This window comes from Pseudidiomarina insulisalsae (assembly GCF_003987065.1).
GTDB lineage: Bacteria > Pseudomonadota > Gammaproteobacteria > Enterobacterales > Alteromonadaceae > Pseudidiomarina > Pseudidiomarina insulisalsae.
Genome location: NZ_PIPY01000007.1, coordinates 15,834 through 41,984 on the forward strand (window position 1 = coordinate 15,834; position 26,151 = coordinate 41,984).

General features: G+C 52.0%; 24 protein-coding genes. 16 read left to right on the plus strand and 8 right to left on the minus strand.

Going from position 1 to position 26,151, the window contains the following annotated elements:
• Positions 1-63: 63 nt before the first annotated feature.
• The 4 genes from yfaE to ubiG form a co-directional block, all read right to left on the minus strand.
• Positions 64-324, minus strand: coding sequence for a class I ribonucleotide reductase maintenance protein YfaE (gene yfaE / locus CWI71_RS07270; RefSeq protein ID WP_126754608.1), 261 nt, complete (start codon positions 322-324; stop codon positions 64-66).
• A 5-nt stretch (positions 325-329) separates the two neighbouring features.
• Positions 330-1,460 carry a class Ia ribonucleoside-diphosphate reductase subunit beta gene (gene nrdB, locus CWI71_RS07275; protein ID WP_126754609.1) on the minus strand — a complete coding sequence of 377 codons (1,131 nt, stop codon included), beginning with the start codon at positions 1,458-1,460 and terminating at the stop codon, positions 330-332.
• A 17-nt stretch (positions 1,461-1,477) separates the two neighbouring features.
• Positions 1,478-3,817, minus strand: a complete 2,340-nt coding sequence (gene nrdA, locus CWI71_RS07280; RefSeq protein WP_126754610.1) for a class 1a ribonucleoside-diphosphate reductase subunit alpha — start codon at positions 3,815-3,817, stop codon at positions 1,478-1,480.
• 372 nt (positions 3,818-4,189) lie between these two features.
• On the minus strand, positions 4,190-4,909 hold the full coding sequence (gene ubiG, locus CWI71_RS07285; protein WP_126754611.1) for a bifunctional 2-polyprenyl-6-hydroxyphenol methylase/3-demethylubiquinol 3-O-methyltransferase UbiG: 720 nt from the start codon (positions 4,907-4,909) through the stop codon (positions 4,190-4,192).
• Between the two features lie 167 nt (positions 4,910-5,076).
• On the opposite strand from ubiG, the gene gyrA reads away from it, so the two are divergent.
• The 11 genes from gyrA to CWI71_RS07340 all read left to right on the plus strand — a co-directional run bounded on the left by gyrA (position 5,077) and on the right by CWI71_RS07340 (position 16,784).
• Positions 5,077-7,704: a DNA topoisomerase (ATP-hydrolyzing) subunit A gene (gyrA, locus tag CWI71_RS07290; RefSeq protein ID WP_126754612.1), complete on the plus strand. Its 2,628-nt coding sequence runs from the start codon at positions 5,077-5,079 to the stop codon at positions 7,702-7,704.
• A gap of 9 nt (positions 7,705-7,713) precedes the next feature.
• Entirely contained in the window at positions 7,714-8,802 is a 1,089-nt protein-coding gene (serC, locus tag CWI71_RS07295; RefSeq protein ID WP_126754613.1) for a 3-phosphoserine/phosphohydroxythreonine transaminase, read from the plus strand.
• 43 nt (positions 8,803-8,845) lie between these two features.
• Positions 8,846-9,946, plus strand: a complete 1,101-nt coding sequence (hisC, locus tag CWI71_RS07300) for a histidinol-phosphate transaminase (RefSeq protein ID WP_126754614.1) — start codon at positions 8,846-8,848, stop codon at positions 9,944-9,946.
• The gene (aroA, locus tag CWI71_RS07305) at positions 9,912-11,228 is read left to right on the plus strand and encodes a 3-phosphoshikimate 1-carboxyvinyltransferase (RefSeq protein WP_126754770.1); all 1,317 of its coding nucleotides are present in this window, start codon (positions 9,912-9,914) and stop codon (positions 11,226-11,228) included. The genes hisC and aroA overlap by 35 nt, the downstream gene beginning before the upstream one ends.
• Before the next feature lie 115 nt (positions 11,229-11,343).
• Complete coding sequence (gene cmk, locus CWI71_RS07310; RefSeq protein WP_126754615.1) at positions 11,344-12,048, plus strand: (d)CMP kinase; 705 nt, start codon at positions 11,344-11,346, stop codon at positions 12,046-12,048.
• Positions 12,049-12,156: 108 nt separating this feature from the next.
• Positions 12,157-13,833 carry a 30S ribosomal protein S1 gene (gene rpsA / locus CWI71_RS07315; protein ID WP_126754616.1) on the plus strand — a complete coding sequence of 559 codons (1,677 nt, stop codon included), beginning with the start codon at positions 12,157-12,159 and terminating at the stop codon, positions 13,831-13,833.
• A 46-nt stretch (positions 13,834-13,879) separates the two neighbouring features.
• Positions 13,880-14,164: an integration host factor subunit beta gene (locus tag CWI71_RS07320; RefSeq protein ID WP_126754617.1), complete on the plus strand. Its 285-nt coding sequence runs from the start codon at positions 13,880-13,882 to the stop codon at positions 14,162-14,164.
• Positions 14,165-14,264: 100 nt separating this feature from the next.
• The gene (locus CWI71_RS07325; protein ID WP_126754618.1) at positions 14,265-14,528 is read left to right on the plus strand and encodes a lipopolysaccharide assembly protein LapA domain-containing protein; all 264 of its coding nucleotides are present in this window, start codon (positions 14,265-14,267) and stop codon (positions 14,526-14,528) included.
• Positions 14,521-15,678: a lipopolysaccharide assembly protein LapB gene (lapB, locus tag CWI71_RS07330; RefSeq protein WP_126754619.1), complete on the plus strand. Its 1,158-nt coding sequence runs from the start codon at positions 14,521-14,523 to the stop codon at positions 15,676-15,678. Before CWI71_RS07325 ends, lapB begins: the two co-directional genes overlap by 8 nt.
• Positions 15,679-16,377, plus strand: a complete 699-nt coding sequence (gene pyrF / locus CWI71_RS07335; protein ID WP_126754620.1) for an orotidine-5'-phosphate decarboxylase — start codon at positions 15,679-15,681, stop codon at positions 16,375-16,377.
• 83 nt (positions 16,378-16,460) lie between these two features.
• Positions 16,461-16,784: a ComEA family DNA-binding protein gene (locus CWI71_RS07340; RefSeq protein ID WP_126754621.1), complete on the plus strand. Its 324-nt coding sequence runs from the start codon at positions 16,461-16,463 to the stop codon at positions 16,782-16,784.
• Here CWI71_RS07340 and CWI71_RS07345 read toward each other — a convergent pair.
• Complete coding sequence (locus CWI71_RS07345; RefSeq protein ID WP_126754622.1) at positions 16,781-17,389, minus strand: rhomboid family intramembrane serine protease; 609 nt, start codon at positions 17,387-17,389, stop codon at positions 16,781-16,783. The two genes, CWI71_RS07340 and CWI71_RS07345, sit on opposite strands and share 4 nt — an antisense overlap.
• 107 nt (positions 17,390-17,496) lie before the next feature.
• Between CWI71_RS07345 and ggt the strand changes: the two genes are divergently transcribed.
• A complete protein-coding gene (gene ggt / locus CWI71_RS07350) occupies positions 17,497-19,266 on the plus strand; it encodes a gamma-glutamyltransferase (RefSeq protein ID WP_126754623.1) in 1,770 nt (589 codons plus the stop codon).
• Here ggt and msrB read toward each other — a convergent pair whose 3' ends face one another.
• Both msrB and CWI71_RS07360 read right to left on the minus strand, forming a co-directional pair.
• On the minus strand, positions 19,267-20,418 hold the full coding sequence (msrB, locus tag CWI71_RS07355; RefSeq protein ID WP_126754624.1) for a peptide-methionine (R)-S-oxide reductase MsrB: 1,152 nt from the start codon (positions 20,416-20,418) through the stop codon (positions 19,267-19,269).
• Between the two features lie 11 nt (positions 20,419-20,429).
• Positions 20,430-21,161, minus strand: a complete 732-nt coding sequence (locus tag CWI71_RS07360) for a DUF1499 domain-containing protein (protein ID WP_126754625.1) — start codon at positions 21,159-21,161, stop codon at positions 20,430-20,432.
• A gap of 138 nt (positions 21,162-21,299) precedes the next feature.
• Here CWI71_RS07360 and CWI71_RS07365 point away from each other — a divergent pair, with 138 nt between their 5' ends.
• Genes CWI71_RS07365 through CWI71_RS07380 form a run of 4 tightly spaced genes read left to right on the plus strand, consistent with a single transcriptional unit; the run spans position 21,300 to position 25,365 of the window.
• Entirely contained in the window at positions 21,300-22,412 is a 1,113-nt protein-coding gene (locus CWI71_RS07365; RefSeq protein ID WP_126754626.1) for an ABC transporter substrate-binding protein, read from the plus strand.
• Positions 22,409-24,046, plus strand: coding sequence for an ABC transporter permease family protein (locus CWI71_RS07370; protein WP_126754627.1), 1,638 nt, complete (start codon positions 22,409-22,411; stop codon positions 24,044-24,046). The genes CWI71_RS07365 and CWI71_RS07370 overlap by 4 nt, the downstream gene beginning before the upstream one ends.
• Complete coding sequence (locus CWI71_RS07375) at positions 24,043-24,723, plus strand: ATP-binding cassette domain-containing protein (protein WP_126754628.1); 681 nt, start codon at positions 24,043-24,045, stop codon at positions 24,721-24,723. Before CWI71_RS07370 ends, CWI71_RS07375 begins: the two co-directional genes overlap by 4 nt.
• Positions 24,724-25,365, plus strand: a complete 642-nt coding sequence (locus tag CWI71_RS07380) for a CDP-alcohol phosphatidyltransferase family protein (RefSeq protein ID WP_126754629.1) — start codon at positions 24,724-24,726, stop codon at positions 25,363-25,365.
• Here CWI71_RS07380 and CWI71_RS07385 read toward each other — a convergent pair.
• Complete coding sequence (locus tag CWI71_RS07385) at positions 25,283-26,125, minus strand: sterol desaturase family protein (protein WP_126754630.1); 843 nt, start codon at positions 26,123-26,125, stop codon at positions 25,283-25,285. The two genes, CWI71_RS07380 and CWI71_RS07385, sit on opposite strands and share 83 nt — an antisense overlap.
• Positions 26,126-26,151: the final 26 nt, after the last annotated feature.

A 26,151-nucleotide genomic window follows, 5' to 3' on the forward strand; every position in this document is an offset into this window, starting at 1 on the left:
TCTGCCTGAAACGCTCGAGGAGTGCTAATGATCTTGCCCGATCGGGGGTATCGGTTTAATCGATTAATGTTCGATATCTAAATCGGATGCAGGAATGCAACAACAGGCCAGGCATTCACCCGGACGGACAATCGCCAACGGCTCGTTAATGTAGTCGATTTCGCCTTGTTTCACCTGCGTCCGACAGGCGCCACAAAAGCCATCGCGACAGTGATAGCGGGTTTCGATGCCGGCGGCTTCCATTGCTTCAAGCAATGAGCCTGCGGATGGATCAACGGTCAGCTCATGCTGACCGTTGACGCGAACTTTGAAGGTTTTGCTCATTGGCTTTACAGCTCGAAGTCTCCCAAATCTGAAGCACTGACTGAGCTGTCGATTTGACCCACAAGGTACGAGGTGATCTCAGCTTCTTGCGGTGCGACCTGAACGTTGTCTGAAACAAGGTATTTGTTCATCCAGGGCAGGGGATTGTTACGTTGCTTGAACGGCGCGTCAAAGCCAATGGCTTCCATGCGCATGTTGGCAATGTATTCCACGTACTGGCACAAAATTTCCTCATTAAGACCTATCATTGAACCATGTCGGAATAGGTAGTGCGCCCACTCTTTTTCCTGTTCGACGGCCTTCATAAAGATTGCCAGTGCTTCTTCGCGTAGCTCTTCAGCAATTTCTTTCATCTCCGGATCGTCTTTGCCGTATTGCCAGAGATTAAGAATGTTCTGTGTGGAAACCAGATGAAGGTTCTCGTCACGTGCAATCAAACGGATGATTTTCGAGTTACCTTCCATTAAATCACGCTCAGCAAAAGCGAAAGTACAGGCAAAGCTGACATAAAAGCGAATGGCTTCCAGGGCATTGACCGAGTTAATGCATAAGAACAGCTTTTTCTTGAGCTCGCGCATGGTGACGTGATGCACTTCACCGTCGACTTCAATGTCGCCTTCACCATGGGTTTGCCAGAGCTGGGTGTAGAAGATCAAGTCATCATAATATTTCGAGATGTCATTCGCGCGCTTTTGAATTTCTTCGTTAATCACGATGTCTTCGAACACCTGACTGGGGTCGGTGAACAGATTACGTAAGATATGCGTGTACGAGCGTGAGTGAATGGTCTCAAAAAACGACCAGGTTTCAATCCAGGTTTCCAGCTCCGGAATGGATACGATCGGCAGCAAAGCAATATTCGGGCTGCGGCCTTGTACCGAGTCCAGCAGCGTCTGATATTTCAGGTTCGAGATGAAGATATGCTTCTCGCTGTCGGTCAGCCCCTGAAAGTCAACGCGATCGCGGCTGACATCGACTTCTTCCGGTCGCCAGAAAAAACTGATTTGTTTTTCAATGAGCTTTTCAAAAACACTGTGCTTTTGCTGATCATAACGCGCTACGTTCACCGAGTTACCAAAAAACATAGGCTCATGCAGAGGGTTGATCTGATTTTTATTAAAGGTTGAATAACTCATGTTGTTAGCGCCTTTTTTTAGATTTTACATGCACCGCCGGCACAATCATCGTCTTCTTCGGTCACGTCTACCGTGGCTTGCTGATTCTCTTGCTCACGTTGTTTGGCTTCAACTTTGTCGCGCAGGTCAACCTGGTTATCAGAAGCACCGTCGCGTGTGTTGTGATAATACAAGGTTTTTACGCCCAGCTTGTAAGCGTACAGCAGATCTTGCAGTAACTGCTTCATCGAAACCTTGCCGCCCTCAAATTTACTCGGGTCGTAATTGGTGTTGGCCGAAATGGTCTGATCGACAAACTTCTGCATAATGCCTACCAGTTCCAGATAGCCCTTGTTATTTGGGATGGTCCAAAGTAGCTCATAAGCATCGCGCAGGTTCTCGTAATCCGGAACCACCTGTTTGGTAACACCATCTTTTGACGCTTTAATACTGATATGTCCGCGGGGCGGTTCAATACCATTGGTCGCATTTGAGATCTGTGAAGAGGTCTCCGACGGCATCAGTGCCGACAGGGTCGAGTTACGCATGCCATATTGCTTGATATCCTTACGCAATTGATCCCAGTCAAGCCGCAGTGGTTCATTACACACGGCATCGAGATCTTTTTTGTAGGTATCCGTCGGCATAATGCCCTGAGCATAGGTCGTCTCGTCAAATTTCGGACAAGCACCCAGTTCTTTTGCCAGGTTCATCGAGGCTTTCATCAGATAGTACTGAATCGCTTCGAAAGTACGGTGTACCAGGCCATTGGCGGAGCCATCAGAGTAACGCACGCCGTTTTTAGCGAGATAATAAGCAAAGTTAATGACGCCAATGCCTAAAGTACGACGGCCCATGGTTGCATTACGGGCTGCCGGCACCGGGTACTCCTGGTAATCTAACAGACTGTCAAGGGCGCGCACTGCCATCTCAGCCATTTCTTCGAGGTCGTCGAGGGTCTTAATAGCACCAAGGTTAAACGCCGAGAGTGTACATAACGCGATTTCGCCTTCTTCGTCATTCACATGAGCGAGTGGCTTGGTCGGTAACGCAATTTCCAGACACAAGTTACTCTGGCGGATCGGCGCGACTTTGGCATCAAACGGGCTGTGCGTATTGCAGTGGTCAACGTTTTGCAGGTAGATACGGCCGGTACTGGCGCGCTCCTGCATAAACAAGCTGAACAGCTCGATTGCTTTTATGCGCTTTTTACGGATGGAGTCGTCGTTCTCGTACTGGACATACAGACGCTCAAACTCAGCCTGATCAGCAAAGAAAGCATCGTACAGCCCGGGCACGTCGGACGGACTGAATAAGGTGATGAAATCGTCTTTCACCAGGCGCTGATACATCAGACGGTTGAACTGTACGCCATAATCAAGATGACGCACACGGTTCTCTTCAACGCCACGGTTGTTTTTCAGCACCAACAGGCTTTCAACTTCCAGATGCCAAAGTGGATAAAACAGTGTCGCTGCGCCACCGCGCACACCGCCTTGTGAGCAGCTTTTCACTGCGGTCTGGAAGTATTTATAAAATGGAATACAACCGGTATGGAATGCTTCACCGCCACGAATAGGGCTGCCCAGCGCACGAATGCGACCGGCATTAATACCGATACCGGCACGTTGCGACACGTATTTCACGATGGCGCTTGCCGTGGCGTTGATTGAATCAAGACTATCGCCAGCTTCAATCAGTACGCACGAACTGAACTGTCGGGTGGGGGTGCGTACGCCTGACATAATGGGCGTTGGCAATGAGATCTTGAACTGCGACGTGGCATCGTAAAAGCGTTTGACGTAATCAAGTCGGGTCTCTTTCGGGTAGTTGGCGAACAGACAGGCCGCAACCAGAACGTAGAGGAACTGAGCACTTTCAAAAATTTCACCGGTCACCCGGTTTTGCACCAGGTACTTGCCTTCGAGCTGTTTCACCGCTGCGTAGGAGAAGTTCAAGTCGCGGGCGTGATCGATGAAGTTATTCATCTGCTCGAATTCTTCGCTGCTGTAATCGTCCAGCAAGTGCTTATCGTAACGACCTGCGGCCACCATTGATTTCACCTGCTCAAGCAAGTGCGGCGGTTCAAACTGACCGTAGGCGAGCTTACGCAAGTGGAAGATGGCGAGGCGGGCAGCCAGGTACTGATAATCAGGCGCGTCTTCGGAAATAAGATCGGCCGCCGCTTTGATGATGGTCTCATGGATGTCTTCGGTTTTAATGCCATCGTAAAACTGAATTCGTGACTTAATCTCGACTTCAGAAACTGAGACGTTATCCAGACCTTCAGCGGCCCAGCTAATCACCCGATGGATTTTATCGAGATCAAGTGGTTCCCGTTCACCACTTCGTTTTGTTACGAAAAGCTTTTGATTCATGCGGCGCACCCACCAATTTTATCGTTATGTTTTTACGTTGGTACCACAAGATATAGTATGGAATAGGACGTCTGTGTGAAAAACACACAATATCTTGGGTTGGATTAATTCCTTGTATGCTAGCACTTATGGCTTCGGGATCAAGCGCGAAATAGTTAAATTTTCAGGGTGAGAGACGCGCGGTTTTTTATCACCGCGCGCAAGCGCTTGCGATTCAAGTCGTTGAGTAAAAGCAAGAGAAAAAATTTTTTTTCTAAATAATATTTTGCTCTTATAAACGGTTCTCTAATAGAGCAAAAATCTAAGCTACAGAATTAGCGGTTTCTACCACATCTATGGCTGTGATCGTCGACGGACACTAAATGTAGTGGCTCAGTCGTTTTCTGCCGGCATGCGCAGCGCGACAATATAGTTCACGTCAACATTACTCGCGTCGAGGTAGAACCCACGCCATGGCAAGTAATGAATACCGGTCATTGCCACGGGGCGGGCACCGACCGCATCGGTCATACGCAGCAATTCAGCTGGCTGAATAAATTTGGCATGCTCATGCGTGCCTTTTGGTACCCAGCGCAACACGTATTCAGCAGCAACAATACCCAGTAACCAGGACTTCAGATTACGGTTCAGCGTGGAGAAGACCAAAGTGCCACCGGGTTTCACCAACTGCGCCGCGGCGTTCACAATACTGGCCGGGTCAGGCACATGCTCAAGCATCTCCAGGCAGGTCACCAGATCGTATTGGCCGGCATGCTCAGCGGCGAAGGTTTCCGCAGCAATACACTGGTAATCGATCTTCAAGCCGCTTTCCAGGGCATGCAGGCGGGCCACCTGTAATGATTGCTCAGCCAGGTCGATACCAGTCACTTCGGCGCCAGCCTGAGCCAATGCTTCGGTGACCAATCCGCCACCGCAGCCAATGTCGACCACGCGTTTACCAAATACGCCATCACATTGCTGCTGGATAAAGTCAACGCGTAGCGGGTTGATTTGGTGTAGGGGCTTAAATTCACCCTCAGGATCCCACCAACGCGACGCCAGTGCGCTGAACTTTTCGATTTCTTTTACATCAACGTTATCAGATTGTGCCATGGTACTTCTGCTTCGTGAAAAAACTCGGTACAGTGTACTGAAGCTGCCGACGTAAAAAAAGTAGAACAAAAAAAGCGTCGGAAAAAAGGATGCGAGGGCGCAGCGCTAAGGGTACAATGTGCGCCTAAGACAATTATAAGAAAGACAGATCGTTTAGGGATATAACTATGAGTGATCTCGCCAGAGAAGTCGTTCCGGTCAATATTGAAGATGAGCTGAAAAGTTCTTACCTCGATTATGCCATGAGTGTTATTGTCGGCCGGGCCTTGCCGGATGTGCGTGACGGCTTAAAACCTGTGCACCGGCGCGTACTGTTCGCCATGAATGAACTACGCAACGACTATAATAAGCCTTATAAAAAGTCCGCCCGTATTGTCGGTGACGTCATTGGTAAATATCACCCTCACGGTGACAGTGCTGTGTATGACACCATTGTGCGTATGGCGCAGCCGTTCTCGTTACGCTACATGCTGGTGGACGGCCAGGGTAACTTCGGCTCGGTAGACGGCGACTCAGCAGCGGCAATGCGTTACACCGAAATTCGTATGGCAAAAATTGCCGGCGAGCTGCTTTCTGATCTCGACAAAGAAACCGTCGACTTCGTGCCGAACTACGACGGCACTGAACAAATTCCTGACGTGTTGCCAACCCGCGTGCCGAACCTTCTGGTGAACGGTTCCTCTGGTATTGCAGTAGGTATGGCGACCAACATTCCGCCCCATAACCTGACCGAAGTGATTGATGGCTGTCTGGCCATGATCGATAACAACGACATTACTGTTGAAGAGTTAATGGAGTATATCCCGGGGCCGGACTTCCCGACGGCTGCGACGATTTCAGGCCGCGCCGGTATTGTTGAAGCTTACAAAACCGGGCGTGGTCGCATTCATTTACGGGCCAAAGCTGAAATTGAAACCGACGCCAACGGCCGTGAAGCGATTATTGTCAATGAAATTCCCTACCAGGTGAACAAAGCGCGGTTGATTGAGAAAATTGCCGAGCTGGTCAAAGAGAAACGCCTCGAGGGTATTAGCGGGCTGCGCGACGAGTCCGATAAAGAAGGCATGCGCATTGTTATTGAACTGAAGCGCGGCGAAGTAGGTGAGGTGATTCTTAACCATCTGTACGCGAATACGCAAATGCAGGTGGTGTTCGGTATTAACATGGTCGCGTTGGATAAAAACCAGCCGCGCCTGTTTAACCTGCGTGACATGCTCGATTGTTTCATCCTGCATCGCCGCGAAGTGGTCACCCGCCGTTCCGTTTACGAATTACGTAAAGCCCGTGAGCGTGCGCATATCCTCGAAGGCCTGGCGATCGCCCTGGCCAATATTGATGATGTAATTGAACTGATCCGGCGCTCGCAAACCGCCGCTGAAGCCAAAGCTGCCCTCATCGGTCGCTCCTGGGTTCTTGGTGACGTTGCATCAATGCTCGAACGTGCTGGTGTCGATGCCGCTCGCCCTGATCATCTCGATGAGCAATATGGTATTCGTGATGGCCAGTACTACCTGACCGAAGAACAGGCACAGGCGATTCTTGATTTGCGCCTGCATAAGTTAACCGGTCTTGAGCACGAAAAGATTCTTGATGAATATAAGAATCTGCTCGCACAGATCGAAGCGTTATTGCACATTCTGAACAGCTCTGAGCGCTTAATGGAAGTAATTCGTGAAGAGCTGGAGAAAATCAAAGCCGAATACGGCGATGCGCGTCGCACTGAGATTACTGCTGCCGCACATGACATCTCGATGGAAGATTTAATCAACGAAGAAGATGTTGTGGTTACGTTGTCGCATCATGGCTACGTGAAGTATCAGCCATTAACCGAGTACGAAGCGCAACGCCGTGGTGGTAAAGGTAAGTCGGCGACGAAGATGAAGGATGAAGACTTCATTGAGCGTCTCTGGGTGGCCAATACCCACGACACTATTTTGTGTTTCTCTACCCGCGGCCGCATCTACTGGATGAAGGTCTATCAGCTGCCGCTGGCAACCCGTACCTCGCGGGGCCGGCCGATTGTAAACCTGTTGCCGCTGGAAGCGGACGAGCGTATTACCGCGATATTGCCGACCCGTGATTACCCGGAAGATAAATTTATTTTGATGGCAACCCGCAACGGCACCGTGAAGAAAACACCGATGGTGGAATATTCACGACCGCGCACTGGCGGTATTATCGCGCTGAACCTGAACGAAGGCGATGAGCTGATTGGTGTTGATATGACTGCTGCCGGCGACGAGGTGATGTTGTTCTCTGACGCCGGTAAAGTGGTTCGTTTCAGCGAAGAGCAAGTACGCTCTATGGGCCGTACTGCCACCGGTGTACGTGGCATTCGTCTGGAAGAAGGTCAGCAGGTCGTTTCCCTGATTGTACCGCGACAGATTGAAGACGAAGTGCCGACCATTCTGACCGTTACCGAAAACGGTTATGGCAAGCGCACGCCAATCACCGACTACCCGGCGAAGAGCCGTGCGACAAAAGGTGTGGTATCCATTAAGGTCAGCGAACGTAATGGTGCTGTAGTGGGCGCGATGGAAGTGATTGATGCTAATCAGATCATGCTGATCAGTAATAAAGGTACTCTGGTACGGACCCGTGTCAGCGAAGTCTCAATTGTCGGCCGTAATACTCAGGGCGTGCGCTTGATTCGTACCGGCACGGACGAAATAGTGGTCGGTATGCAACGTATTGATGACATTGATGAGCATGACGAGCTTGAAGGCGAGTTAGCCGATGATGATGCAGGCGCAGTTGCGGCTGACAGTGGTGAAGCTAACGATTCTGAGGAGTAATAAGGCATTATGACAGCCCCGTTTAATTTTTCTGCAGGCCCGGCAATGTTGCCTGGCGCGGTGTTGGCAAGGGCTCAGGAAGAGTTACGAAGCTGGCGGGGCTCAGGTATCTCGGTGATGGAAATCAGTCACCGTGATCCTGCCTTCATGCAAATGGCGGCAAAGGCTGAGCAGGATCTGCGCGAGTTGATGGCGGTGCCGGATAATTATCAGGTGCTGTTTATGCATGGTGGCGGCCGCGGGCAGTTCTCGGCGGTGCCGCAGAATATCGCCGGCCAGAACGATACTGTGGATTACCTTAACGGCGGTATCTGGTCTGACTTTGCCATTCGCGAAGCGCAAAAATATGTGGCGCGCGTCAATGTGGTTGGCGGCCTGATTGACACCCCGCAGGGGCGCGCAATTGCGCCGGTGACGGATTGGCAGTTGCGTGATGATGCTGCGTATTTCCATTACTGTCCGAACGAAACCGTCGACGGTATTGCTTTGCATACTATTCCGGAGCAGGTTCAGGCGCCCTTGGTGGCGGACATGTCGTCGTCGATATTGTCTGAGCCACTGGATGTGAAACGCTTTGGCATTATTTATGCTGGTGCCCAGAAAAACATTGGTCCTTCAGGTTTTGCCATTGCCATTGTCCGTGATGACTTATTAGGGCGGGCACAGACCACTGCCTCGACCGTTATGGATTACACGGTCCAGGCAAAAGAGCGCTCGATGTACAACACGCCAAATACCTGGGCCTGGTATCTGTCAGGGTTGGTATTTGAGTGGCTGAAAGAGCAGGGTGGCGTTGCCGCTATGGGTGAGGTAAATCAGCGCAAGGCCGACCTTCTGTATCAAACCATTGACAGTTCAGAGTTTTACCGTAATCCGGTACACCCTGACTATCGCTCGAAAATGAATGTACCCTTCTTACTTGCCGATGACAGCCTTGACGCAGACTTTTTGCGTCAGGCTGAACAACAAGGTTTACTGGGGCTGAAAGGGCACCGCTATGTCGGTGGTATGCGCGCCAGTATCTATAACGCAATGCCACTTGCCGGCGTTGAACAGCTTGTCGAATTTATGCGTGACTTTGAGCAAAAGCACGCCTGATAAGCCCATCTGACCATAGAACAACATTAAAAAGAATGTAGTTATGACCACTTTTAACGCGAAGCAACTTGCCAATCGAGGCGTCCGTAATTTGCAGCCGTATCAGGCTGGTAAACCCATTGAAGAGCTGGAGCGCGAGCTCGGCGTCAGTGACATTGTAAAACTGGCGTCGAATGAAAATCCGCTTGGAATTAGCTCTAAGGTGCGCAGCGCACTGCAAGATACCTTGTCAGGTTTGGCACGTTACCCCGACGCTAACGGCTTTTACCTGAAATCGAAGTTAGCCAAAAAGTTTGGCATTGCCACCAATCAGATCACTTTGGGTAATGGCTCAAATGACGTACTGGAACTCGTCGCCCGTACCTTTGTCAACGAACAGCACGAAGTTATTTTCTCGCAGCATGCGTTTGTGGTGTATCCGCTGGTCACCCAGGCCATTGGCGCCACCGGCGTTGCCGTGCCGGCAAAAGATTATGGCCATGATCTGGACGCCATGCTGGCGGCAATCACCGAAAACACCCGGATGATCTTCATTGCCAACCCGAACAATCCTACCGGTACCTTTTTAACCACCGAAGCGCTTGCTGCTTTTCTGGCAAAAGTACCGGAGCAGGTGTTAGTGATTCTCGATGAAGCCTATTACGAGTATGTTCCTGAGCAGGAGCGTGCGCCGTCGCTTGCGTGGCTAAATGACTATCCGAATTTGCTGGTCAGCCGGACTTTTTCTAAGGCGTACGGACTAGCAGGTTTACGCGCGGGTTACATGGTGTCGCATCCGGACGTTGCCGATTTGATGAACCGCGCCCGTCAGCCTTTTAACATGAACAGCCTGAGTCTGCGCGCGGCCGAAGTTGCGTTAGATGACGAAGACTATCTGCAACAGTCGGTGGCAGTCAATGCCGCGGGTATGGAGCAACTGGTCGCGTTTTGCGAAAAACACGGGCTGAATTATATTCCGTCCTACGGTAATTTTCTGACCATTGAGGTTGGTGAACGTGCCGGTGAGCTTTATCAGCAATTGCTGCATGAAGGCGTGATCGTACGTCCGGTAGCGGGCTATGAATTACCGCATCATCTGCGGGTCAGTATTGGCCTGCCAGAAGAAAATGATGCCTTTATTCGCGCCATGGAAAAGCTGCTGTAACGTGGAAACTCTTCGTCTGCAAGGGCTGCGGCAGTGTGCCGGGCGCGTCGATTTGCCTGGCTCAAAAAGCATTGCCAATCGTGCGCTGCTGATGGCGGCCTTATGCCAGCAAGGACAAACCACGGAACTGCGACATATGTTGCGCAGTGACGATACGGCACGTATGCTCGAAGCCTTGGCAGCGTTAGGTGTCAGCATGACTGAAATCGACCGCACCACATTGCGTATTAAAGGCTGTCAGGGCCATTGGCCGCAGCATCCGCAGTCATTATATCTCGGTAACGCGGGCACAGCCATGCGCCCACTGACTGCGGTGCTTGCCGCGACAGGCCCGTGCCCCATCACCCTGACAGGCGACAGCCGTATGCAGGAACGCCCGATCGGCGATCTGGTGGCGGCGTTGCTTGCAGGTGGTGCGACCGTTGATTATCAGGGCATTAACGGCTATCCGCCGCTGACTATTACCAACTGCATGCAAGGTGGTAAGGTTCAGGTCAACGGCAGCGCTTCCAGTCAGTATATTTCCGCCTTACTGATGGCATTACCACTGTTAGCGCAAGATACCACGCTGGAGTTGGTGGGGGACGTCGTTTCCTGGCCCTACATTCAGCTTACGCTGAGTATGCTCGCTGCGTTTGGTATTGTGGTTGAGCAGCCGCAGCAGCAACAGTTTTTTATTCGTGGTGGGCAGATCTATCAGTCGCCGCAAACCTATTGGATTGAGGGCGACGCCAGTGCTGCCAGTTACTGGCTGGCCGCAGGGGTACTTGGTGGCGGGCCGCTGCGGATTGATGGCATCGGTCACAAAAGTATCCAGGGGGATATTCAGTTTGTCGACTACCTGCGGCAAATGGGTGGCCAGGTGGTACTGCACGACGAATACGCTGAAGTGCAGGGCGGTGAGCTTGTCGCCCTGGACGCGGACCTTAACGCGATTCCCGATGCCGCCATGACCTTTGCCACTTTGGCTTTGTTCGCGCAAGGAACTACCTGTATCCGTAATGTGGCGAACTGGCGTATTAAAGAAACCGACCGACTGCATGCGATGGCAACCGAATTGCGAAAAACCGGTGCGCAGGTAGAAGAGGGCGCGGACTTTATTTGTATTACGCCGCCACAGCAATTACAGCACGCGCGCATCGCAACCTATGATGATCACCGCATGGCCATGTGCTTTTCACTACTGGGCTTTAGTGACGCGGGCGTGACCATCGAAGATCCTGCCTGTTGTGCAAAAACCTACCCTGATTATTTTCAGGAATTCAACCGACTGTGCCGCTAAAACTGACGCCTTTCTCTTACGTGTCATTAACTTTTCCGCAAAGCTTCATCTAATTGAGATGCAATTTTCTGCCGATTCCGTATAATTGCGGCGCTTTTCATTGCTAGAGGATGCTATGACCGATTCAATTCCAGTCATTACCATTGACGGCCCCGGCGGGGCAGGTAAAGGCACAGTTAGCCGTATCTTGGCCGAGAACCTGGGCTGGCACTTGCTTGACAGTGGCGCTATCTATCGTGTCCTTGCTCTTGCTGCATTGCATCATGGCTTTGCGCCCGACGACGAGGAAAGTCTGGTCGCGTTGGCCAGCAACCTTGATGTGAAATTCGATGTCGAACCGGAAGAGTCTCTCACCCATATTATTCTTGAAGGCGAAGACGTCACTATGGCCATTCGTACCGAAGATGTGGGTAATATGGCTTCCAAAATTGCCGCCTTGCCACGGGTTCGTGAAGCTTTATTACGGCGTCAGCGGGCGTTTAAAGAGCTTCCGGGGCTTATTGCGGATGGTCGCGATATGGGCACCGTAGTCTTCCCTTCGGCGGCAGCAAAAATTTTTCTTACCGCAAGTGCGCAGGAACGCGCGCGACGCCGCTACAAACAATTGCTCGAGAAAGGAATTACTGCTAAAATCGACCAATTAATCGCCGAAATCCAGGAACGTGATGATCGCGATGCAAATCGCTCGGTAGCGCCAATGAAGCCTGCCGAAGACGCGCTTCATGTGGATTCGACGGATTTGAGCATCGATGAAGTGGTGGATCAAATCTTACGCTTTGCGCATAGCAAGCTAACAAATACTGAGAAGGCAGGCTCGTAAACCTGTCAACTTAGGGGTCTGTAGCACGGATGCCAACAGATTGATTTTAACAACCCCGCCTTTCCGGATTGTTTGGTGGATGTACTTAACTGAAGTAAGTTAACTCATATGTCAGAAAATTTTGCACAGCTGTTTGAAGAAAGCCTCAAAGAGGTTGAAACTCGCCCAGGTTCTATCGTTAAAGGTACTGTTGTCGCTATCAACCGTGACGTCGTACTGGTTGACGCTGGCCTGAAATCTGAAAGTGCTATCCCAGTAGAGCAATTCCGTAACGCTGAAGGCGAAGTAGAGATCAACATTGGTGATCAGGTTGACGTAGCCCTTGACGCGGTAGAAGACGGCTTTGGCGAGACAATCCTGTCACGCGAAAAAGCGAAGCGTCACGAAGCTTGGTTGCAGCTGGAAAAAGCTTACGAAGATCAAGAAACTGTTACCGGTGTTATCAGCGGTAAGGTTAAAGGCGGTTTCACAGTTGATTTAGGTGGCGTGCGCGCGTTCTTACCAGGTTCACTGGTAGACGTTCGTCCGGTTCGCGAAACTGCACACCTGGAAAACAAAGATTTAGAATTTAAAGTGATCAAGCTGGACCAGAAGCGCAACAACGTTGTTGTTTCACGTCGTGCTGTTATCGAAACCGAGACCAGTGCAGAGCGCGAAGAGCTGCTGGAGAGCCTGCAAGAAGGTCAGGAAGTTAAGGGTATCGTTAAGAACCTGACTGACTACGGTGCGTTCGTTGACTTAGGTGGCGTAGACGGCTTGTTGCACATCACTGATATGGCTTGGAAGCGCGTTAAGCACCCAAGCGAAGTTGTCAATGTTGGCGACGAAATTAACGTAAAAGTATTGAAGTTTGACCGTGAGCGCACGCGCGTTTCACTTGGCCTGAAGCAATTGGGCGAAGATCCATGGTCAGATATCGCTGCGCGTTACCCTGAAGGTCACCGTCTGGAAGGCCGTGTAACTAACCTGACTGACTACGGTTGCTTCGTTGAAATCGAAGAAGGCGTTGAAGGTCTGGTACACGTTTCTGAAATGGATTGGACCAACAAAAACGTACATCCTTCTAAGGTTGTTAACCTGGATGACGTGGTTGAAGTTATGGTTCTGGAAATCGACGAAGAACGTCGTCGTATTTCACTTGGCCTAAAACAGTGCAAGCCGAATCCTTGGGAAGAGTTCGCGAAGAACTTCAACAAGGGTGAGAAAGTAACTGGTAAGATCAAGTCAATCACTGACTTTGGTATCTTTATCGGTCTTGACGGCGGTATCGACGGCCTGGTTCACCTGTCAGACATCAGCTGGAACACTGCTGGTGAAGAAGCGGTTCGTGAATTCAAGAAAGGCGAAGAAGTGACTGCGGTTGTTCTGCAGGTCGACGCAGAGCGCGAGCGTATTTCTCTTGGTATCAAGCAATTAGAAGAAGATCCGTTCAATAATTACCTGGCGACGCACAAAAAAGGTGCTATCGTTACTGGTAGGGTCATCGAAGTTGATGCCAAAGGCGCTAAAGTTGAATTAGCGGAAAGCGTTGAAGGTTATGTACGTGTTGCTGACATCTCACGTGACCGTGTTGAAGATGCCACCACCGAACTGAAGCTTGGTGATGAAATCGAAGCACGTTTCATGGGCGTTGATCGTAAGAACCGTACCTTGAGCTTGTCAATCAAAGCGAAAGACGAAGCTGAAGAGAAAGAAGCTCTTGAGTCAGTGAACAAGCAGCAAGACGAAGGCGACTTCACTAACGCAATGGCAGAAGCTTTCAAAGCAGCGAAAAGCGACGACTAATTCGCGCGAAAGTGCCCGGCATTGACGCAACCAAGAGGAGCTTAAGATGACAAAATCGGAACTGATCCAACAGTTAACGTTATTGTATCCCGAGCTTTCTCCGCGTCAGGTAGAAGATGCGGTGAAGGAACTTATCGAACAGATGGCGCAGCAGCTTGCTGCGGGCGATCGAATTGAAATTCGTGGCTTTGGTAGTTTCTCACTGCATTATCGCGCCGCACGTGTCGGGCGTAACCCGAAAACTGGCGAAAAAGTCGAGCTTGAAGGTAAATATGTACCGCATTTCAAGCCAGGCAAAGAGCTGCGCGAGCGCGTAGACAACGTTAGTTAAACGGGCGTTAATTTCGCGTCGAGTTCAGCAAAACGGCATGCTATAGTTAGGCATGCCGTTTTTTTTTGAGTTGCGCTCACACTAAGCACTAGGACTTGCGATGCTGCGTTTTATTTTTATAGGCCTTCCTTTGTTAGTTCTGTTTCTGCTGGCGGTTGCTTTTGGCGCCCTGAACAAGCAGGCAATTACCTTTAACTTTCTCATTGGCGAAGTGACACTACCGGTCGCGGTGCTGGCGGGTTTATTTATCGCTCTTGGCTTTATTGTCGGTCTGTTGGCGATGACCGCGAAGCAAATCGCACTACGTAATGAAAACCGCAAGTTACGGCGTCAGGTGACTCAGCGGGACAGTGCGAATGCTTGAGCTGTTGTTCCTGTTGTTACCGGTCGCGGCCGCTTATGGCTGGTTTATGGGGCGCAACAGCGTCCGTAACGAAGATCGCCGCGAACAGGAAGAGTTCTCTAAACAGTATGTTACCGGCTTAAATTTACTGCTTTCTGATCAACCCGACAAAGCGGTTGATCTCTTCATTGAGTTACTTGATGTCGACTCCGATACCCTGGAAACGCACTGGACGCTCGGTAAACTATTTCGTCGCCGCGGTGAAGTTGACCGCGCGATCAAAATCCATCAGAACTTAACCTCACGACCGAACATTAGCGAAAGCCAACGCCGGCACGCCATGTTTGAGTTGGGGCTGGATTATCTGGCCGCAGGTATTTTCGACCGCGCCGAAGAAATGCTGGTGTCATTGCAAACTGATAAGGAGTTTGCCGAACCTTGTCAGCGCTATCTGCTGGAGCTTTATGAATCGACCCATGAGTGGGACAAGGCTATCAAGGTAGCACTGAAACTGGCGCGTCATGATAAATCGGCAGAAGCATTGGTAGCGCAGCTGTATTGTGAGCTCGGCAGTCTTCAGGACGATCCGCAGCTAAGTGAAAAGTATTATCAGAAAGCCCGCAAACATGACCCTGACAATGTTCGCGCAGCGCTCTCGTTGGGCCGTATGTGGTATGAGCAAGGTGAGCTCGGCAAGGCCCAACGCATGTTGATGAGCATTCTCGATGCTGATCCAGCCTTTATTTCTGAAGCGCTGCCCATACTGAAAGCCTGTTTTGCCAGTCAGAATGACGAGGCAGGCTTCGTGCAGTTTCTGCATAAGTGTGTCAGTGAGGCTAACTCGACGACCGCAGCGATGATGCTTTCCGAGGCGGTGGCGAGGGCGTCCTCGATTGAAGAGGCTGAGCAGTTTATGCAATCGGCCTTATTACGTAATCCTACCATGAAAGGTTTTCATCAGTTGATGGACTTTCATATCCGCGCTGCCGACGTAGGTAAAGCGCGCGATAGCTTACAAATGCTGCAGAAACTGGTGCAGCAACAGTTGCAGCAACGTCCGAAATACCGTTGTCGCCATTGTGGCTTCGCCGGCAGCACGCTGTATTGGCACTGCCCGTCGTGTCGGGTTTGGGGCGAGATTAAACCAATAACAGGACTGGATGGAGGTTAAATGAAGTCGTCGCCGTTAATTTTTGTCGCGTTAGATTATCCGGATGCACAAAGCGCCTGGCCATTGGTCAGGCAGTTGGATCCGCAGCTATGTGGTGTGAAAGTAGGAAAAGAGCTTTTTACCAGTGCCGGCCCGCAATTTGTTCGTGAGTTAGTGGAGCGTGGTTTCAGAGTTTTTCTCGATCTTAAGTTTCATGATATTCCCACTACCGTTGCCAAAGCGGTGAAGGCTGCTGCCGAGTTGGGTGTCTACATGGTGAATGTCCACGCCGCGGGTGGTCGGCGTATGTTAGAAGCGGCGCGCGCAGCATTGGCTGAGCGCGAACAACGTCCGTTATTAATTGCGGTAACCGTTCTGACCAGCATGACCGCCGATGATTTGCACGAGTTGGGGCTCAATGTCACCCCCGCGGAACAGGTATCGCGCCTGGCCAGACTAACCAAAAGCGCAGGCCTGGACGGTGTGGTGTGTTCTGCGCAGGAAGCGGAAATGTTACAAGAGCAGTGTGGCAACGACTTTGTATTGGTTACCCCCGGTATTCGTCCGGCGGGTAGTGAGCAGGGTGATCAGAAGCGCGTGATGACGCCCGAGCAGGCGGCGCGGCAGGGTATTCAGTACCTGGTCATCGGTCGTCCCATTACGCAGGCCAGCTCACCGGCAGAGGCGCTACAACAGATTCAGGCATCGCTGACAGCTTAATCGGCGATATCCGCTCGCTTCGGCTCGCCCAGCAGACTAAGCTCCTTGTACTGCTTTCGCAGTCTCAAACAAGGAGCTTAAAAATGTTACGGAAAACCCTTTTTCTTGCCCTGTTCGTCGCGTCTGGCGCGCTGACAAGCGTCGCTGCGACCGCACAACCACTCACCGTTCAACCGACGCAGCAACAAAACGCGTTGCAGCAGCAGCAAGTCATTAACGTGAATATTAATACCGCCAGTGCGGCGGAATTAGCGATGTCGCTGACTGGCGTGGGGCAACGCCGCGCCGAAGCCATTGTGGCGTTACGCGAACAACTGGGTGGCTTTACCGATGCCAATCAGTTAATGCAGATTAAAGGCATTGGCCCGCGGTTGATCGAACTGAATAAAGAGCGTATTGAGCTCTAATCGTCTGACAGCCGGGCAAGTTTCGCCAGGCGGCGGTTGTGTAGCCACCAGGCAAGGATGCCGGTAAGGATACCAGCGCCATGCAATTGCCAGACTTCGCGAACTTGCCCGGCTGTCAACATGCTCTGCCACCAACCTGCGGCTTCGGCCAACCACTTCGCCAATAATAGCACTGTGATCAGGAATAGCAGTTGACGTTGCCTGGCAGAGTTGCGCTGCTGCCATTCAAAACATAAGCCCATCACTAGTAGGCCATGATTGACGATGGAGAGGCCGACAAAGTGGTGCTCAAAGCCCACAGCCCACAATAACCCCGAGCTACCCAACGTTATAATCACCAGCGCGTTGAGGTAGGTGCGAACGGTAAAGTAATGGGCAAATAGTACGGTCAACAGCAGTAATGCCGCGATGTTAGCCAGCCAGTGACTTTGACTGAGATGTAAAAAATGTGCGGTCAGCAGCCGCCATGGCTCTTGCCATAATAACTGCGGAGCATAATCAAATTGCTCAAGTAAAGCCGCATACTCAAACTGATAGTAATAAGCCCAGACCGCAACTGCGGCTAGCACGATGCTACATATAATGACTTGAAGACGGTCAGACATAAGTCGTAGATTCACTTTACTGGCGTTGTGATAAAAGCATAAGCCCTTTATGATAGAAGCCACCTATCACTCTGTAAACCAGAACCTTTGACAGCAAAGGAATATTTATGAAACGCACTTGTCTAGCCGTCGTGCTGTTGCTTGCCTGTGGTGGTCTGTTTGGCTGCACTACCGATGTCGACGAATCCGCTGTTCGAGATAAGCGGGAGCCCGAAGCTGCGACCGGGATCACTGCCAAACAGGCAGTGCTTAGCAATGACTTTATGGTTGCGGCAGCAACGCCACAGGCGGCAGCCGCGGGCCGCGCGATATTGGCCGAGGGGGGCAGCGCCATTGATGCGGCAGTTGCCGTGCAGGCCATGTTGACGCTGACAGAGCCGCAGTCTTCCGGCATCGGTGGTGGCGCTTTTATTCTTTACTGGGACAATCAGACTAAGCAGCTCTATACGATTGATGCCCGTGAAAAAGCGCCGATGACGGCGCAGCCTGACCTGTTTTTAAATGCTGAGGGTGAACCACCGGAGAATTTCTGGGACGCGGTCATTGGCGGGCGTTCCGTGGGCGCACCGGGAGTACTGAAGGGTCTCGAGCTTGCCCACGCACGCTGGGGCAAAACGCCCTGGGAAAAGTTATTTGCCGAGACCATCACTGCGGCAGAAGAGGGCTTTGTTGTTTCCCCGCGCCTGCAGCGGTTATTAGAAATGGAGCTAAACCCGGGGTTGCCGCAGCTTGAACCTGCAGCGTCTTATTTTTATCCGGGTGGTACAGCGTTACAGGCGGGGACCGTCAAGCAAAACCCTGAACTCGCCTGGGCGTTACGGTTGATTGCAGAACAGGGCGCAAATGCGTTTTATCGCGGTCCTATTGCTGAAAAAGTAGTGACGGCGGTGCGTTCAAGTAGTGTTTCGCCTGGCCTTTTAACGTTAGACGATATGGCCAACTATCAGGCGGTGGTGCGCGAGCCTGTGTGTCATGGCTACCGCATTTATACTGTCTGCGGGATGGGACCACCAAGCTCAGGCGGGCTTACTGTTTTACAGATTCTTGGCATTCTGGAAAATTTCCCAGTTGCAAACTGGGAGCCTGACAGCGTAACCACGGCCCACTATTTTACCCAGGCGTCACGTCTGGCCTTCGCCGATCGAAACCGCTACATTGCTGACAGTGACTACGTTGATGTGCCCATCACCGGCATGTTGCAAAAGAGCTATCTGGCCGAACGTTCGCGCTTAATTGGCAACCGCGATCTGAAAAAAGCACAGCCAGGTCATTTTGACAGCATTGGGTTAGCTGACGATCAGTCGCCAGAATTTCCGAACACCAGTCATATTTCTATTGTAGATGCGGCCGGCAATGCGGTGTCAATGACCACCAGTATTGAAATGGGATTCGGCTCGGCCGTCATGGCGAGTGGCTTTTTGCTGAACAACCAGCTGACCGACTTCTCGCTAGTGCCACGCGAGGATGGGCGTCTGATCGCAAACCGCGTGCAAGCTGGTAAGCGTCCGCGTAGTTCAATGGCGCCGACCATGGTGTTTGATGCCGAGGGCGATGACCTGTTACATGTGGTTGGCTCTCCCGGTGGCGCGCGGATTATCGATTACGTCGCCCAAACGCTGCTTGGTTTACTGGACTGGAAACTGAACATGCAACAGGCCATTGATCTGCCGCATGTCACCAATCTCAATAATTATACCGCGCTCGAAGAAAACACTGTCATGGCTGAGCTCAAAGGTAAGCTGGAAAGTAAGGGACACAACGTCCGCGTTACCGATCTGAATAGTGGCTTGCACGGTATTTCATTGTTGCCGGGCGGCCAGTTACTCGGTGGTGCGGATCCGCGCCGCGAGGGGGTTGCCTTAGGAGAGAACGAGTAATTACTCGTTCTCGTTTTCGTTCTCGTTTTCGTCAGTAACCGCCGGAATATAGTTTCCGTAACCTTCCTCAGCCATGTCCTCTAACGGAATAAAGCGCATGGCTGCGGAATTCATACAGTAGCGCAGGCCGGTAGGTTCAGGGCCGTCTTCAAAGACGTGGCCAAGGTGAGAGTCAGCATAACGACTGCGCACTTCCGTACGGGTCATAAACCAGGAGCGATCGGTCTTGGTTTCAATAAACTTATCGTCGATAGGGCGGGTGAAACTGGGCCAACCGGTGCCCGACTCAAATTTGTCGGCGGACGAAAACAGCGGCTCACCGCTGACGATGTCGACGTAGATGCCTTGCCGGTCTTCATCCCAGTAGTCATTTTCAAAGGCGCGCTCGGTTTTGCCTTTTTGCGTGACGGCGTACTGCATTTGTGTCAGTTGTTCTTTGAGTCGCTCCGCTGAGGGCTTTTCAAAATCTGCAAAATTCATCGTCTGCTCCTCTTGTTGGCTACTGGCCGCGGATGTGGGTTCAAAAGCGTCTTCTAAATCATTTTTAAACTTGGTGAAGTCGACATCGTAATTATCGCCCCACACCTCTTCGGTGAACTGAAAGCGGCCTGAGTTACGGGTGTAAACCCAGTATCTGGCTGGATTTTTCTTGTAGAAGTTCTGGTGGTATTCCTCAGCTTTATAAAAAGTGGTCAGCGGCTCAATGGGAATTTTTACCGGCTCTTCATATAAGCGCATGGCTTCGAGTTGTAACTTTTCGCGCTGGGCAATACGTTTTTGCTGTTCATTGTGGTAAAAAATCGCCGGGCGGTACTGCTTGCCGCGATCGACAAACTGACCGTCAAGGTCGGTCGGATCCATCATCCGCCAGAAGGCCTGAATAAGGCCCGTGTAGGTAACTACATCGGGATCATAGTAAACCTGAACGGCCTCAGTGTGCCCCGTACGTCCTTGTGAAACTTCTTCATAGGTAGGGTTTTCTTGGCTCCCTCCAGTATAACCGGAGACCGCTTCACGAACCCCCTGAACATCTTCAAACGCTTTCTCAACACACCAAAAACAGCCGCCGGCAAAGGTGGCGACACGCTCTTCGGCGGACCAGCTTGCTGCACTTAACAGCAGCAAGCTTAGTGTTAAGGTTTTACCCCGCATACGACCTCCGACTAACTGGTTGCCAGTGTCTGTCGCAGTTGCGCAAAAAAGTTTTTGATACGCTCGGCATTTTTGCCGACGTCACTGCGACCTACTCGTGATTTACTACGTACATCAACACGAACTTGATCATCTTCTGGCTGAATCCGGATGACGACATCGTCTTCAAAGCCGAACCAAAAGGTGGTATCGGTGGCTTCAATACGGCCTTCTGACAGGTCACTGGCGACCAGCTGCCAGCCCATGTCATTGACCACCGTCAACGCCGCCTGAAAGACCCGCTGGTAATCGCGATCAAGGTACAGGGGTTGAATATCCGGATAGGCTTGACGTTGCTGGTTAGCGGTGTCCTCGCCAGCGTAACCTGCGGGATTTGGCGCGTCGACCCGCAACGGCGCGACGGCAACAAAAGCCGGTGGGTCCATCAAATCGGTCGAAATGTCATGAATCGGTGGCACTGAGCGTGCCGTCTGTAACTGCTGATAAGGCATGTAAAAACTGATAAAGCCGATGAGTGCAGCAACCGTCAGCGCCGCCAGGCGATAGCCGCGTGGGCGTTGCCAGATAAGAAAAACGATGATCAGAATGACTGCTGCGAGACCGACATAAGCGGCCCAGCGCAGTAAGGTAAAGCCCAGACTTAAATCAATCAGTTGCCAACGGTACAGCGGCCCGGCGAGGATGAGTAAAAAGCCCGCAATCAAGCCTAAGGCAATCAGAAAAGAACCCAGTTTCCGAATCATGACCTGCTCCTAATGTTGTCATCTCAGGATTACGTTACTGTTTATACTCTAGATCAGAACCTGGTAAAGACATAACCGACGGGCATAATATTTATCAATGCGTTAGAGTAGTCGTAACGGAACAGAAGGAGGTGATTGTTGAGACAGTTTCACCTGGCATTGCGCATGACTGTAGTGGTCTTTTTATGGCTGACCTTCAGTTTTAGCAGCAATGCCGCAGAACAACAGCCGGTGCGATTTTATGCCTGGGGCGGTTCAGCTGAGGTCAATGCGTATATCGAATGGGCCAGTACCGAGCTTGCCGCAGAGCATGGTATCGCGCTGGAACATGTGCGCGTGGCTGACATTAGTGAGGCTGTGACCCTGTTACTTGCAGCCCGGCCCGATGAACCTGTGGCCATCGATTTGTTGTGGATTAATGGTGAAAACTTTGCCGCACTGAAACAAGCCAACCGTCTGCTCGGTGAGTTACCCCGACAAGTACCCAATGCGGTGAACCTACGTGAGGATCTGAACTGGCAGAATGACTTCGGCACGCCGGTTGATGGTTATGAGTTACCCTGGGGAATTGCTCAGTTGCAGCTGATTGTAAGATCATCCAGACTGGAGACTGGACAAACCATACTTGCTCCCAGTCAGCTACTGGCGTTGGCACAGCAGACGCCGGGTCGCTTCAGTTATCCGAAACCACCTTCGTTTCATGGCACCAGCTGGTTAAAGGCACTGGCGTTTCAATTGCTCGAGCAACCTGAACAACTGTTAGAACCGGCCCCGCAACACGCCGCTGAAGTACTCGCGCCCCTTTGGCGTTACCTTGACCAGTTGCACCCACTGCTCTGGCGTGGCGGCGAGGAGTTTCCGGTGACTGCAGCGCGGCAGCGTCAGCTTTATAATCAGGGCGTCGTCGATAACAGTGTCACCTTTAACCCCAATGAGGTTGCTGCCTTACAACAACAGTTAAAGCTGGCTCCTGATGCCGTGAGCGTCAGCCTGGGATCGCGCGCCTTGACGAACTTTCATTATTTGGCCGTGCCAGTTGCGAGTCAACGTCAGCAGGCGGCTTTACAGGTGATTCAGTTTTTCCTGAGTGCGGCGGCACAGCAACGTAAAGCGGATCCGTCAGGGTGGGGTGATCCGAGCGTGGTGCGAATTGATGAATCGCAGGCGCGCCTTTTCCCCAGCCATCCTGAGCCACATGTGTCCTGGAATCACGCGCTTGAACAGGGCTGGTTAGCAAGGTATCAACGATGAGAAAAAAGCTCGCCTGGACCATGGCCATCAGCCTTATTCTGGTATTTCTGGCATTGCCGTGGCTGCTCGCGCTACAGGGGTTAAGCTGGAACCTGCCAGGGCTGACGGCTGAACTTTGGCGCTATCCCGGAATTGGCACGGCCATCACCACCAGCTTGCTGTGTGGCGTCAGCGCGACGTTACTCAGTACCTGTCTGGCGAGTCTGTTTATCAGTAAGAGTGAGGGCAGTCGTCAACTAAAAGGAAGTGGGCTAAGCCTGACATTTGCCGCGCCACACCTGGCGTTTGCGATCGCATTTTTATGGTTGCTTACCCCTTACGGCTGGATCGATCGCCTGATTCCCTGGCTGACGCTGGGCTTTGAGCAACAGTCACTGACGACGCTAATCACGATTCTGGTGATTAAAGAAACGCCTTTTCTAGTGGTACTCGGTCGTCAGCAACTGGCGCAGTTACCGCATCAGCAGTGGTTATTGCAGGCGCAGATATTGGGTGCTTCCAGAACGCGTGGCTGGTGGCTGGTGGTCTTTCCCGCATGGCTGCGCCAGATGCGGTTACTGATCATTGCCGTGGCAATTTACAGCGTGGCGGTGGTGGATATTGCCTTGGTGGCTGGTCCGCTGAATCCACCCTTGCTGGGTCCGTTACTGATGAGCTGGCAGCAGCAGTTTGGCGTGGCTGAACAGAACCTTGCGGCGCAGGGACTTTGGCTGGTGCTGGCAGCGGGGGTCTTTATGGTGGCGTGGGTGAAGCTCCAGGAGTGGTCGGTGAAGCGCCTGTGTCGGGGTCTTTTGCGCCGCGCCGGAGGAAATCATCGCTGGTTACCTGAGGGCGCGATCAGTGTGTCGCTGCAGTTACTGAAGTGGGTCTTGTTGGCGGTAACTCTATTGAGTGGGTTGGCGTTGCTGGCCATGAGTCTGGGGCAGGGCTGGTTTTATCCGCGGTTAACACCGCTTGAGTGGCAGTTCGCCGAAGCCTGGCAGCTGGCACTTGGTAGTTTGCCGGTGGTGGTCATGACGCTGGCACTAGCGCTTGCGACAGCCGTCATGGTGACCGTGATACTGGTGACCTTGCGGGAATGGCAACGACTGCGTGGTCATGAGTTTGCCGATATCTGGTTCATAGCTGCGTTGCTGATCCCGCAACTAGGTTTGGTCATTGCCTGGTTACAGGCAGAAAGTTTACCCGTGGTAAGTATGCATGCGGAGCATGCCTGGTTACTGACCTGGTACGCACATTGCTGGTTTGCCTTTGCCTACAGCTATCTGAGCTATGCCCCGGCAGAACGGGCCTGCAGCCAAATGCACCTGAATCTTGGTCGTAGTCTTGGCTATGGCTATTGGAAAAGCTGGTGGTACTTTAAACGCCCTGCATTACGCGACGCGCTCAAACATTGCCTGTTGGTCAGTTTTTTAGTCAGCCTTGCGCAGTATGTGCCAACGGTGCTGCTAGGCAGTGGCTACATTCAGACGCTGACGACTGAGCTGGTCGCGCTCAGCAGCGGCGCAGAGTTGCGGTTACCCGCTATCATTGCCAGTGTACTTTGGGTCCTGGCAGCACTGGCGATTTTAATGACTGCCCGCGGTGCACCGGCATCTGCGCCAATTCGGAAATTAACCGGGAGAGAAGAATGAACAAGCACCGCGCAGCAGACAGCAGCGTAGAACTTAGCCGCTGCCAGTTGTTATGGCGCGACGGCAAGCAAGTGGAACTACCGCCATGTCAGCTTGCACCGGGTGAAACACTTGGGGTAATGGGGCCGAGCGGTTGTGGAAAGTCGACCTGGCTGCGTTGGCTGCTGGGCGTTCAGCAAGACTACGTGGACGTGGCCGGCGCCATATATTTTGGCTCGCGCAGGGTTGATCATCTCCCCATTGAGGAACGCAGCACCGGCATGGTCATGCAGGACCAGTCATTATTTCCTCACTATAGCGTGGCGGACAATCTTGCCTTCGCTCTGCGCGCGCAGCGATTAGGCCGTCAGCAGCGTCAGCAGGTGATCGCCGGGCAACTGGATGCGCTGGGACTTGCGGGCTACCAGCAGCGTCTGCCACAACAACTCAGTGGCGGCGAAAAAGCACGCATTAGCCTGTTGCGCGCAGTACTCGCGCGCCCACAGCTGATCTTGCTGGACGAGCCATTCAATGGTCTTGATGCTGCGCGGCGCCGGCAAGTTTGTGAATGGACCTACGCATTTTTACGTGAGCAGCGCATCGCCGCTATCATTGTCAGCCATGATGCGGCTGATCTGAGTGGCGCGCAGCAGCGTTTACAATGGCCTGAAAGCGGCAACCGAAAGGACGAAGAATAAATGATAGATGCTATTTTGTATCCTAAGCTCAAGCCGGTATTAGAGCGGGCAGCGCGACCCTTTCTGAAAGCCGGAATGAATGCCGATCAGATGACCGTGGTTGGTTTTTTGATTGGACTTGGCGTGGTCCCGGCGCTCGCGTATCAACATTACTCGCTGGCATTGCTCTGTATTGTCTTAAACCGCCTCAGTGACGGCCTTGATGGCGCGATGGCGCGGCAAACGCAACGTACCGACGCAGGTGGCTATCTTGATAGCGTTTGCGACTTTATTTTTTATATGGCGGTGCCTTTTGGTTTTGTACTTGCCGACCCGGTCAACTTCGGCCCTGTTGCCGCGCTACTGATGTTCAGCTTTATGGGCACCGGTGCAACGTTTCTGGCGTTTGCCATTCTTGCCGGCAAGCACGGTATTGAAAACCCGCGCTATCCGAATAAATCACTGCACTATATGGGTGGGCTTACCGAAGGCTTCGAAACAATTCTGGCCTTTGTCATTTTCTGTGTCTGGCCGCAAGCCTTCGTGGTAACCGCCAGTATTTTTGCAGCATTGTGCTGGTTTACTGCGCTGACCCGTCTTTCTCTTGGTTATCGGACCCTGCGTCAGCTTGATCGGGTTGCCGGAAAGGAATTGCCAGAATAAAGCGCAAATGGGTGCTGTCACTGTTTGCCGGGTATTCTTTCAGGCCTATATCAATACCATCGGAGCCTTTTTTGGGCGTGGCAGTATAAGAGCGGAAAATACGGTCCCAAATCGAAAAGTTAAAGCTGTAATTACTGTTGGTTTCGCGCGGGATCTGACTATGATGAATGCGATGCATCTCCTGCGTCACAATCAGCGCCCGCACCGGACCTTCAAGCCTACGGGGCAGGGCAACATTGCCATGATTAAATAAAGAGGTTGCGTTCAGTGCTATCTCAAAGATCAACACCACCGTAGCGCCAATACCAAACACCGCCACCACCGCGATCTTCAGTAGCATACTCAGCAAGATCTCCAGCGGATGAAAACGCAAGCCGGTGGTGGTATCAAAGTCGGTGTCGGCGTGATGCACGCGATGAATACGCCACAGTAATGGCACTTGATGGAGAATCCGGTGTTGCCAGTAAATAGCGCAGTCCAGCAGCAAAAAACCAATCACGGCATGCAGCCAAAAGGGCCAGCTAACTTGCTGTAACAGTCCGAATTGCTGGTGCTCTGCCCATACCGCTGCGCCTATGGCGCCCGCTGGGATCAGCACGCGTAGTGCCAGCGTATTGATGGCAACAATACCAAGATTGGCCGGCCAGCGCCGGCGCGCGGGAAGTTTTGCCTGGCGCTTGGGGCGCAATCGCTCCCACAGCATCATCAGCGCCAGGACGCCCAAAAAGCAACCCAGACGCCAATAGAGTTCGGTCTGCATGTGGGTTGCTCCTAGCTGGCCTCAGG

Coding starts and splice junctions, on each gene's coding strand:
- yfaE (WP_126754608.1), bottom strand. CDS start 324: ATGAGCAAAACCTTCAAAGTTCGCGTCAACGGTCAGCATGAGCTGACC.
- nrdB (WP_126754609.1), bottom strand. CDS start 1,460: ATGAGTTATTCAACCTTTAATAAAAATCAGATCAACCCTCTGCATGAG.
- nrdA (WP_126754610.1), bottom strand. CDS start 3,817: ATGAATCAAAAGCTTTTCGTAACAAAACGAAGTGGTGAACGGGAACCA.
- ubiG (WP_126754611.1), bottom strand. CDS start 4,909: ATGGCACAATCTGATAACGTTGATGTAAAAGAAATCGAAAAGTTCAGC.
- gyrA (WP_126754612.1), top strand. CDS start 5,077: ATGAGTGATCTCGCCAGAGAAGTCGTTCCGGTCAATATTGAAGATGAG.
- serC (WP_126754613.1), top strand. CDS start 7,714: ATGACAGCCCCGTTTAATTTTTCTGCAGGCCCGGCAATGTTGCCTGGC.
- hisC (WP_126754614.1), top strand. CDS start 8,846: ATGACCACTTTTAACGCGAAGCAACTTGCCAATCGAGGCGTCCGTAAT.
- aroA (WP_126754770.1), top strand. CDS start 9,912: ATGCCTTTATTCGCGCCATGGAAAAGCTGCTGTAACGTGGAAACTCTT.
- cmk (WP_126754615.1), top strand. CDS start 11,344: ATGACCGATTCAATTCCAGTCATTACCATTGACGGCCCCGGCGGGGCA.
- rpsA (WP_126754616.1), top strand. CDS start 12,157: ATGTCAGAAAATTTTGCACAGCTGTTTGAAGAAAGCCTCAAAGAGGTT.
- CWI71_RS07320 (WP_126754617.1), top strand. CDS start 13,880: ATGACAAAATCGGAACTGATCCAACAGTTAACGTTATTGTATCCCGAG.
- CWI71_RS07325 (WP_126754618.1), top strand. CDS start 14,265: ATGCTGCGTTTTATTTTTATAGGCCTTCCTTTGTTAGTTCTGTTTCTG.
- lapB (WP_126754619.1), top strand. CDS start 14,521: ATGCTTGAGCTGTTGTTCCTGTTGTTACCGGTCGCGGCCGCTTATGGC.
- pyrF (WP_126754620.1), top strand. CDS start 15,679: ATGAAGTCGTCGCCGTTAATTTTTGTCGCGTTAGATTATCCGGATGCA.
- CWI71_RS07340 (WP_126754621.1), top strand. CDS start 16,461: ATGTTACGGAAAACCCTTTTTCTTGCCCTGTTCGTCGCGTCTGGCGCG.
- CWI71_RS07345 (WP_126754622.1), bottom strand. CDS start 17,389: ATGTCTGACCGTCTTCAAGTCATTATATGTAGCATCGTGCTAGCCGCA.
- ggt (WP_126754623.1), top strand. CDS start 17,497: ATGAAACGCACTTGTCTAGCCGTCGTGCTGTTGCTTGCCTGTGGTGGT.
- msrB (WP_126754624.1), bottom strand. CDS start 20,418: ATGCGGGGTAAAACCTTAACACTAAGCTTGCTGCTGTTAAGTGCAGCA.
- CWI71_RS07360 (WP_126754625.1), bottom strand. CDS start 21,161: ATGATTCGGAAACTGGGTTCTTTTCTGATTGCCTTAGGCTTGATTGCG.
- CWI71_RS07370 (WP_126754627.1), top strand. CDS start 22,409: ATGAGAAAAAAGCTCGCCTGGACCATGGCCATCAGCCTTATTCTGGTA.
- CWI71_RS07375 (WP_126754628.1), top strand. CDS start 24,043: ATGAACAAGCACCGCGCAGCAGACAGCAGCGTAGAACTTAGCCGCTGC.
- CWI71_RS07380 (WP_126754629.1), top strand. CDS start 24,724: ATGATAGATGCTATTTTGTATCCTAAGCTCAAGCCGGTATTAGAGCGG.
- CWI71_RS07385 (WP_126754630.1), bottom strand. CDS start 26,125: ATGCAGACCGAACTCTATTGGCGTCTGGGTTGCTTTTTGGGCGTCCTG.